At 62.1% G+C, this 7,001-nt stretch carries 7 protein-coding genes; 3 read left to right on the top strand and 4 right to left on the bottom strand.

Annotated features, from left to right (window positions below):
- Window positions 1–181 precede the first annotated feature (181 nt).
- From EIY72_RS18170 to EIY72_RS18160, 3 genes are all read left to right on the top strand, one after another.
- Complete coding sequence (locus EIY72_RS18170; RefSeq protein ID WP_093214051.1) at window positions 182–646, top strand: multidrug transporter; 465 nt, start codon at window positions 182–184, stop codon at window positions 644–646.
- Between the two features lie 31 nt (window positions 647–677).
- Entirely contained in the window at window positions 678–1,502 is an 825-nt protein-coding gene (locus tag EIY72_RS18165) for an SDR family oxidoreductase (RefSeq protein WP_093214049.1), read from the top strand.
- A 149-nt stretch (window positions 1,503–1,651) separates the two neighbouring features.
- Window positions 1,652–2,041, top strand: coding sequence for a DUF4440 domain-containing protein (locus EIY72_RS18160; protein ID WP_093214046.1), 390 nt, complete (start codon window positions 1,652–1,654; stop codon window positions 2,039–2,041).
- A gap of 19 nt (window positions 2,042–2,060) precedes the next feature.
- Here the strand turns inward: EIY72_RS18160 and EIY72_RS18155 are convergent, their stop codons facing one another.
- From EIY72_RS18155 to EIY72_RS18140, 4 genes are all read right to left on the bottom strand, one after another.
- On the bottom strand, window positions 2,061–2,924 hold the full coding sequence (locus EIY72_RS18155; RefSeq protein ID WP_093214043.1) for an efflux RND transporter periplasmic adaptor subunit: 864 nt from the start codon (window positions 2,922–2,924) through the stop codon (window positions 2,061–2,063).
- 10 nt (window positions 2,925–2,934) lie between these two features.
- Window positions 2,935–3,135, bottom strand: coding sequence for a DUF1656 domain-containing protein (locus tag EIY72_RS18150; RefSeq protein ID WP_093214039.1), 201 nt, complete (start codon window positions 3,133–3,135; stop codon window positions 2,935–2,937).
- Window positions 3,125–5,317 carry an FUSC family protein gene (locus tag EIY72_RS18145; protein WP_093214034.1) on the bottom strand — a complete coding sequence of 731 codons (2,193 nt, stop codon included), beginning with the start codon at window positions 5,315–5,317 and terminating at the stop codon, window positions 3,125–3,127. Before EIY72_RS18145 ends, EIY72_RS18150 begins: the two co-directional genes overlap by 11 nt.
- A gap of 182 nt (window positions 5,318–5,499) precedes the next feature.
- Window positions 5,500–6,999: an efflux transporter outer membrane subunit gene (locus EIY72_RS18140; protein ID WP_093214030.1), complete on the bottom strand. Its 1,500-nt coding sequence runs from the start codon at window positions 6,997–6,999 to the stop codon at window positions 5,500–5,502.
- Window positions 7,000–7,001: the final 2 nt, after the last annotated feature.

The following is a 7,001-nucleotide window of genomic DNA, read 5'->3' as shown; positions in this document are numbered from 1 at the left end:
GAGCAGGCTCGCTCCCACAGGTTTTCGGGTTGACCGCAAGTCTTGAGTTCAACAGCGATTCACTGTGGGAGCGAGCTTGCTCGCGATGAGGCCAGCCTATCCACCACAAAGCTCTCGCCCATCGCCAACCTCCCCTGCCCTTAGGTACGATGGTCCTATTCACTCCCGAGGTTTGCGCCCCATGTTCATCGGCGTCCTGCTGGTCATCACCTGGTTGGTCCTGTTACTGCGCTATCCGGCCAAGGCGCTGCCCGTTTCCATGGCGGCAGCTGTGGGGCTGGGTATCGTTGCCACTTGGGTGATCTGGATGGACCACCGCGAACTCAAGCAACTGCAACGCCTGGAACTGCGCATCAGCTATGCGCCACAACAATGCCCAGCCGACCGACCGCTGCAATTGACCTTGAACAACGGCAACGACGTGCCGCTTACTGAGCTGCGCTGGCGCGTCGCGGCCTATGCACCGGGCGATACGGTCAATCTGGCGGACAATCAATACACCGCACCACGCTATCGTGGCCCCGGCGAATTGCAGGCCGGGGCGAACTGGGAAGACTGCCTGCCGTTGCCTCCCCTGCGCCCCGGCTACCGTCCGGAAACCCTGGAGTTTCGCGCCGAGCGTTTGCAGGGTAGTTTTTCCGACTGATCCCCCAACTTTTTTGCACAAGGAATGCGCCATGCCCGTTGCGTTGATTACCGGATGTTCCAGCGGCATTGGCCGCGCCCTTGCCGATGCGTTCAAGACCGCTGGTTTCGAGGTCTGGGCCAGCGCGCGCAAGCCTGAAGACGTCGCAGCCTTGAGCGCTGCCGGATTCACGGCGGTACAGCTCGATGTCAACGATGGCGCAGCGCTCGAAGCCCTGAGCGAACGGATCAATCAGGAGCGCGGCGGCCTCGACATCCTGATCAACAATGCCGGTTATGGCGCCATGGGGCCGCTGCTCGATGGTGGTGTTGCGGCCATGCAGCGTCAGTTCGAAACCAATGTGTTCGCCATCGTTGGCGTGACCCGCGCGATGTTCCCGGTACTGCGCCGCAGCAAAGGCCTGGTGGTGAACATTGGCAGTGTGTCCGGCGTACTGGTCACGCCGTTTGCCGGTGCCTACTGTGCCTCGAAAGCTGCGGTGCATGCCTTGAGCGATGCCTTGCGCATGGAGCTGGCGCCGTTCGGCATTCGTGTGATGGAAGTCCAGCCCGGGGCGATTCAGTCCAGCTTCGCCAAAAATGCCGGAAACGAAGCCGAGCAGTTGATCAGCGAACAATCGCCGTGGTTTGCGCTGCGTGAAGGGATTCGCGCACGGGCCAAAGCCTCCCAGGACAAGCCTACGCCAGCCGTTGAGTTTGCTGCCCAGTTACTCAAGGCCGTGCAACAGGACAAGCCACCCCGTTTGGTGCGCATCGGCAATGGCAGCCGGGCGTTGCCGTTGTTGGCCGGGCTGTTGCCCAAGGGTTTGCTGGAAGCCGGCTTGATGAAGCGCTTCGGACTGCGTGGGCAGCTCTGAGACCGCATTGACCCCATCGCGAGCAAGCTCGCTCCCACAGGGTTCTGCTGTGTCGCCAGGATAGCAATCACACTACAAAATCACTGTGGGAGCGGGTTTACCCGCGAAGTGGCCCCCACAGTCAGTGAAACCTTCAGGAATCAAATTGAATGTCCGACTACACCGACTACTTCAACGAAGTCATCCAGGCCCACGTGGCCATCGAACAATGGCTGGCCGAAACCCGAGACACCACTGAGCTTGAACAACTGTTGAGCCGTTTTTCAGCGGATTTCTCCATGGTCTCGCCACTGGGGAGAGTGCTGGATTTCGACGCGCTGAACGAACTGTTCAGCCTCGCAGGCGGAAAAAAACTCGGCTTCAGGATCGAACTCAGCGATCTTCGCGGCATTGCCTTGTACGACGGCGGCGCCACCGTGAGTTACCGCGAACAACAGACCGATGCGACCGGGCTGCATTCGGATCGGCGCTCTACCGTAGTCTTTGAAAAGATCGATGAGCGGATACTCTGGCGGCATCTGCAAGAGACGTTTTGCTGACCACGATTGACCTACGGGGTTACGCCCCGTCACCCTGCTTGACCACCACCGTACAGGTAATCCCCGCCGCCAGCAGCACGCCCTCCGGCACTTCGTCGATGTGAATGCGCACCGGTACCCGTTGCGCCAGGCGCACCCAGTTGAAGGTCGGGTTGACGTCGGCGACCAGCTCGCGGCTCTCCGGGTTGTCGCGATCGTAGATGCCCCGCGAGATGCTTTCCACATGGCCCTTGAGCACTTCGCCACTCATCAGTTGCATGTCGGCTTTATCGCCAACACGCACGTGGGGCAACTTGGTTTCCTCGAAGAAGCCATAGACCCAGAACGAGTTCATGTCGACCACGGCCATTTTCGCTTCGCCGATGCGCGCATAGTCGCCGCGATGGACGTTGAGGTTGGTGACGTAGCCATCCACCGCCGCACGCACCTCGGTGCGCTTGAGGTTCAGTTCGGCGGCTTCGAGTTGCGCCTGTGCCTGTTGATAATCGGCCAGTGCCGAGTCAGCGAGGTTGCTCGCGTCATCTCGGTTTTCCCGGGAGATCACCAGGTTGTCCATGTCCGCACGACGATGGGCATTGACCTTGCGCATTTCCCAGGTCGCCTTGCGCGAGGCCACCAGGCTCTGTGCCTGTTTGACGGCCAGGCGATAGTGCTCGGGGTCGATCTGCATCAGCAGGTCGCCCTTCTTCACCTGTTGGTTGTCACGTACCGGCACGTCCACCACTTCACCGGTGACGTCGGCGGCGACGTTGATGATGTCCGCACGAACCCGGCCGTCACGGGTCCACGGGGTGTTCATGTAGTGCTCCCACAGGCTGCGCCCGATCCACAGCGCAAGGGCCAGCACCAACAGGGTCGCAAGCAGGCTGAAAAACTTTTTCATCAGGACGATCTCAACGGTAGACAGTCAGCGCCATCGCGCCGAACAGACAGGTAAACAGGCTCAGGCGCAACAACGCCGGGTGCCAGAAGAAGCGATACAGATCGAACCCGGCCAGGAACCGGTCCAGCGCCCAGGCAACTGCCAGGGCAATCAGAAACATCAGGGTCATGGTCGGCATGTACACGCCGTGGAAGGCGATTTCACGAGGCATGGGCAAGTCCTTGGGGCTTGGCGACGGCAAACGCGGCGAGAGGTGATTGCGGGTCGAGCAACGAGGTGCGGATGAAGTGCAGGTAGCTTTTCACCCGACGCAGGGCCGAGGTGTCGAAGTGCGGGGCGAAGGGCTCGTCCGTGGCCTGCACGCGACTGATGGCGTGGTCGACGGCAATCAGCGCACGCTCCAGATTGCTGCTGTTGGGTTGCAGGAACAACCGCACCAGTGCGCGCCCCATCACCCGGATGGCCTGGCGCCAGGGCTGGGATTCGGCGTACGACGGATGCACCGGCAGGATCGCCTGTTCCTTGCGCAACTCGATGATCGCGTGACCGACTTCGAGTACCACGAACATCCAGCGCAGCAGGTCGCTCTGCACTTGCGGTTGGCCCGCCGCGAACCCGTAGGCCTGATGCACCAGGTCCCGCGTGCGGCTTTCGAAACTGGTGGCCAGGCCCTTGAGCTTGCCGCTGATGGCATACACCACCTGACCACGCAGGTCCTGCTCCAGGCGACGCCATAACCAGCGACTGTTGGGCGGCAGGATGATTGCCCCGGCCGCCGCGCACACCAGCATGCCGATCACCATGGCGATGTAGTCGTTGATGAAGGTATAGGGGTTGTAGACAGTGAGGTTGTCCGGCACGGAACCGGTGCTGAAAAAGATCAGCAGGCCAATGCCGACACCGGCATATTTCGGTCGTGAGGCGAGAAACGAGCCGAACACGATCACCGGTGCGAGCACCGTGCACAACAGCGCAAAACCATCGATCCACGGGTAGATGAAAAACATCTCGGCGAAACCGAACAGCGCACCGAGAAAGGTCCCGCAGGCCATCTGGAACGCCATGCGTTTCGGGTTCGGCGTGGCGGCAGCCAGGCCCACGGTGGCGGCCGCAATCAGGGTCATGGTCGCCCCGCTCGGCCAGGCGGTCGCCACCCAGTAACTGCCCAGCACCACCAGGATAAAAGTCGCGCGAATGCCCGATGCGGCTGCGGCCATCCAGTTGGTCTGCGGGGTGAACGGCTCGTCCCATTGCTCCCGGGCATGGCTGTGATCGGCCAGGGATGCGTGGGTCTGGGCATAACTGTGCAGGTCGTCGACGAAGCGATAGAGCAGCTCGTAAGCGGTGTGAAAATCCAGCTGCTCGGCGTCGCTCGGCTGGCTCTGCTGGAAGCTTGCCCGCAAGCTGCGCACCCGCGCCGGCAGACCTTCCTTGTAAGCTGTCAGCGCCGTGACCAGACGCGCCGCATCGGCATGGGTCAGGGCGCGACCGCTGTAGCCGTCGAGCAATTCAGCCAGGTCCTGCAGACCCGGTTCAATGGCTGCCACGACTTGATCCGCCGCGCTGCTGCGCAAGCGTTCGAGCAACTGATGCAGCGCGTTGAAGCGGGTGGTGATGCTCATGAACTCACTGTTGAGTCGGCTCAAGCGGCCATTGCGCCGGCGCATGTGCGGGTCTTCGAACACGGTGACACTACGCAGGCTTTCCAGGCCGACCGCCTCGGCAATGAAGCGCACGTTGCCGGCCTCGAACGCCTCGCGCCGGCTGCGCGCACGCAAACCGTCGGTGACGAACTGGGCGAACACACCGAAGCGCTGATACAGCGCATTGCGCATCGCCGCACTGGCCGATTGCGGGAGGATGGCGGCACTGACCAGGGTCGAGCAGAGAATTCCCAGGGAGATTTCCAGCACTCGCCAAACCGCCGCCATGAACGCGCCCTCCGGATGCGCCAGTGCGGGCAATCCCACCATTGCCGCTGTATAACCGGCCAGCACAAAACCGTAAGCACGGAAGTTGCGGCAACGGGCTGCACCGGCCGTGCAAATGCCGACCCAGATGGCCAGCGCGCCGAGGAACAGTTCAGTGTTCTGCGCAAACAGGGCGATCAACGCCACCATCACGCTGGAACCGGCCAGGGTGCCGAGAAAACGATAGAAACTCTTGGCGAACACCTGGCCGCTTTGCGGCTGCATGACGATGAACACGGTGATCATCGCCGTGCGCGGCTGTGGCAGTTCCAGGCGCATGGCCAGCCACAGGGTCAGGAACGCGGCGATCAGCACCTTGAAGATGTACACCCAGGTCACGCCATCACTGCGTGCCCAATCATAGAAGCCCCGGCGCCATTCCAGGGAGTACAGCCAGCGCAAGGGAGCGGGCAAGGAGGTCATCTAATCCTGCTCATTTAGTAATAACCAACTACGAGGGAAATCCTGTGGCGAGCGAGCTTGCTCGCGCTGGGCTGCGAAGCGGCCCCATCAATTGTTCAATCATCAGAGTTTTGTGAGTGCTTCGCACTCAAACGGGAGCAAGCTCCCTCGCCACAGATTCAGCTGCGTTTGGAAAATGGTCGTCACCGCAAAAGGCTCGGGGTTTTCGGCGCCTGGGTCTGGCTGTCCTTCGGCACGTCGTTGCCCGCACCCAGTCCACCGCCCAACGCCGTCACCAGCTCGGCGTGCGCACTCAAACGCGCCGCCTGCACCTGCTGCTGCACTTGCTGCTGCTTGAACAACAGCGTCTGGGCATTGAGCACGTTGAGGTAATCGGTCAAACCGCGCTGATAGGCGATCATGGCGATGTCGTAAGTCTTCTGCGCCGTGGCCACCGACTCGGCGGCGAAGGCCTGTTGCTTGTCCATGGATTCGCGACGGATCAACTGGTCAGAGATGTTCTTCAGCGCATTGACCAGGGTCTGGTTGTAGTGGGCGACGGCGATGTCGTAACCAGCCGAGGCTTCACCCAGCTCCGAGCGCAAGCGCCCGCCGTCGAAGATCGGCAGGGAGATCGCCGGGCCGACCGTGTAGTTGAGCTTCTTGCCGGTAAGGAACTCGAGCATGCCGCCACCGGTGGCCATGTAGCCCAGGCTGCCGACCAGATCGACGTTCGGGTAGAAGCCGGCATGGGCGACATCGATGCCCCGCGCCTGCGCCGCCACCTGCCAGCGGCTGGCGACCACGTCCGGGCGCTGGCCGAGCAATTGCGCGGGCAAGGCCGAAGGCAGTTTCAATGCGGCGCCCAGTGACAGCGTTGGCCGCTGCAACTGCGCACCCTCGCCCGGTCCCTTGCCGGCCAGTGCCGCCAGTTGGTTGCGGCTCAGGGCGATTTCTTCGTCCAGCGCGTCGATCTGCCGATGGGTTTCCGGTAACGGCGTCTCGGCCTCACTGACCTCGAAATGGGTGCCGATGCCACCGTTCAGGCGTTTTTGCGCCAGCTCGAGAATCTGCTGTTGCTGCTTGAGGGTCGCTTCTACGATGTCGCGCTGTGCGTAATGCAGCGACAGCTCGATGTAGACGCGCACGATGTTGTTCTGCAATTCGAGCTGGGCCTGACGCGCTTCGGCCACCGTCATGTGCGCCATGTCTACCGCACGTTCGGTGGCATTGCTCTCGCGGCCCCACAGGTCGAGGGCATAGCTGAAGCCGAGCGAGGCGTTGTTGTCCCAGGTGGTGCTGTTGGCCAGGTCACCGGGGCCGTAGAACTGATCGGTCGGCCAGTTGTGACGCTTGAGGGTCGAGTCGCCATTGATCTGCAGGGACTCCGCCGCTTCCGCTACACCGGCCATGGACTTGGCCTGACGCACCCGCGCCGCCGCCATGGCCATGGTCGGACTGCCTTGCAGGGCGAGGTCGATCCAGCGGTTCAGTTGCGGATCGCCATAGGCCTGCCACCATTGCGCGGTGGGCCAGTGTGCATCCTGGGCCGCGCTCTGGATGGCTTCGTCGGTGGCCAGTGTATTGGCCTCCAGCGCCTTGCCCTGTGGGGCAATACCTCCGGTTCCGATGCAGCCGCTGATAGCCAGGGTTAAAGCCAAGACACTGAGCGGCGAAAGCGCTCTGCTGATGCGACGCGGCACTG

Source organism: Pseudomonas vancouverensis, assembly GCF_004348895.1.
GTDB lineage: Bacteria > Pseudomonadota > Gammaproteobacteria > Pseudomonadales > Pseudomonadaceae > Aquipseudomonas > Aquipseudomonas vancouverensis.
The sequence above is the reverse complement of the archived record's forward strand: the minus strand, read 5'-3'. Positions and strand labels throughout refer to the sequence as shown.